General features: G+C 38.0%; 3 pseudogenes. 2 read left to right on the forward strand and 1 reads right to left on the reverse strand.

From position 1 onward, the window contains the following. Positions 1 to 116 precede the first annotated feature (116 nt). Positions 117 to 614 (reverse strand): annotated as a pseudogene (locus ACFIO5_RS05370) (phage tail protein); the annotation flags it as partial. Between ACFIO5_RS05370 and ACFIO5_RS05375 the strand changes: the two are divergent. Beyond that, positions 611 to 761: pseudogene (locus tag ACFIO5_RS05375) on the forward strand (helix-turn-helix domain-containing protein); the annotation flags it as partial. The pseudogenes ACFIO5_RS05370 and ACFIO5_RS05375 sit on opposite strands and share 4 nt — an antisense overlap. Positions 762 to 1,557: 796 nt before the next feature. After that, a pseudogene (locus tag ACFIO5_RS05380) lies at positions 1,558 to 2,613 on the forward strand (hypothetical protein); the annotation flags it as partial.

Below are 2,613 nucleotides of genomic sequence, written 5' to 3' on the forward strand. Positions count from 1 at the left end.
CACAAAGCAAAACCAGCAGCCAGTATGACCGCCACAACAGCAGCAACCACAGCCCCTATTGGGGTAAAAATACCCCCACAACAGAGGAAATACCCACCCCAACCACTTCGATCACTGTCCCGATCCAACCAAAGATACTCACCAATGCTGCACCTGAAACCGCAACCCCTCGAAATGCTGCCATGAGTAAAGTCATCGGGTGAAAAAGACGCAGCGCGCTCCCACCAAGCCCTGCCATCGGCTGCACGGGTGCGCACCACATTGACAAAGCGCCACAATGGGTCACTGGAGGTGGTGTGGTTGCCCCATAAAATACGTCCATTGGCGACAATTTTTCCATGGGCATTTTGGCTAAGCCGTGCTGGAATAAAGGTAGCAATATCGGCTTGGTTAAGGCGATTTGCTTCATGATCGATTTCCCCATCAAAATAGCTAATGGGGCGCGCTGTTCCTAAAATGCCTTTGACATCTTGGTTGGAGGGAAACCAAAAAACACCGCCCCTTTGCTTGTCGCGTTTGATAAACATGGCGGCAGCAAAGGGACTTGCCGGTTTAACACTCCAACCACCATCACTATTTGCCACCCAGACAAAGGAATCAATCAGGTAACAAAAATGCAACAATTAAACTTCCCCCTGAAGATATAGCGGAACTCGTAGCAGAGCTTGATAAAAAGTTACAAGAGCTTGTTCAAAACATCAAAGACAGAGAAGAAATAGAGCTTACCTTGCCTCTTTTTAAAATTGCATTTAAAACGTTAAATAGAGGTTGGAAAAGCACTCAAGAACTACACAAATCCAACCTAACCATCATTATACAATGGAAAATGAAGGTGCATTTCTCCTTACATTAAGATTTTTAATAACACTTTGTTTTTAACATATTATATCTTTTTTTGCTTTTTGGGCTGATTTTGGAGCGAACTTCACAATTTATAGATTTTTTTCAAAGGGGCTTAAAAGGCGGTATTCTAGGCTTTCACAGAGTTTTTTTAAATCTTCAAAGCCTTTTCCTATTTTCCATTGAATCACAGTTTTTTCTCATTTTCACTCTTTTTTAGATGTCAAAATCCATTTTGATAAAACGCGCATTTAATGGTGAAAATTAGTCATAAAAAATCATAAATTTCCACCTATTCCCACTTAAAAAAACTCCTGTCAAACGACAAACTTTCTTTTTTGTATATCCACAGCAGCATGGATACTGCTATTCTTTATTGCTCATTTCCTCTCTTCTTGTTTCTTTTTTCTAATATTTTTTCCATTCTTTTTTCTTTTTATAACTCAATAAAGTTTATCTCTAAACAATGCACAATAATAACACTATGATCTAAAATCAAATAAATATAAATAATTTTTAATATTATAAAATAATTTATATTTATTTCATAATGAATAATATTCAAAACATTATGTATTTTTATAAAAAATATTTTTCTACTTTACATAAAAATAAAAACAATCTATTGGTCCCCAAAGTAGAAAACCATTCATTTGATATCCTTCTTGTAAGCGGGGAAGGAATGCGTGGGGCTTATAAGTTAAGGAAAATATCTAAATGTTTAAAAAATCTCTTTTATCCGGCACAGCTGCCGTAGCTATCATGCTGTTTAGCACTCATTTCAGCGCATATGCGACAGTCCTCAGTGCTACAAGTAATGAAGAAGTAAAAGATGTCTCCGACGACGCATCCGAAAAAAACTATGATGCGATTAAGGCAACAAATAGTGGAAAAATCATTGGCAAGGATATAAAAGTAACCGCTCCTGAATCTGAAAAAACTGGTGTAACATCTACAGATCTTGGTAGCGAAATTACGTTAAAAGGCACAACAACCATTGAAAAAGCTGTGGATGGGATCCTAGCAAAAACAGGTGGTAAAATCACCAGCGAAGATTTAAAAATAAAAGGAGACGATACAGGAACAGGTGTAACAACCACAGATCCTGATAGTACAGTTGAATTAACAGGCACAACAACCATTGAAAAAGTTGCAAACGGATTTCGGGTAAATAAGGGCAGTAAAGTCACTGCAAAAAATGTAACGATAATCCTTCCTGAAGCTAAAGAAGACAGCATTGGTATACTCGTCGATGGTGCTAATAGCGTGATTGAATTAACGGGTCAAACAACCATTAAAGACATTGCTGGCAGCGGTCTTAGGGCAACAACTGGTGGCAAACTCGTTAGTAAAGATTTAACAATAACGGGCTCTCAGAACGAAAAAAATACCAATAGCACCGGTATAGCAGCCTACTTGCCAAATACTATGATTGAATTAACAGGCAAAACAACCATTGAAAATATGGTAACTGGGCTTTATACAGCAGTTGGTAGCAAAATCGTTAGCGAAAATTTGACAATAACCGGCTCTGAAACTGAAAAAAAGAGTACTGGTGCAAAAGCTGACAACAACAGCGTCATTACATTAAAAGGCACAACAACCATTGAAAAAGTTGCAAACGGCCTTGATATACAAAATGCAGCTACAGTCAAGATGACCGATGGTTCCATTACAGCATCTCAAATAGGTGCCTTTTTCAACGCTAGCGGAAATGATGAAAATAAAAACACGCTGGACAATGTAAAAATATCGAGCAGCAAAGATGACGCC

This window comes from Bartonella sp. AA86SXKL, from assembly GCF_042196885.1.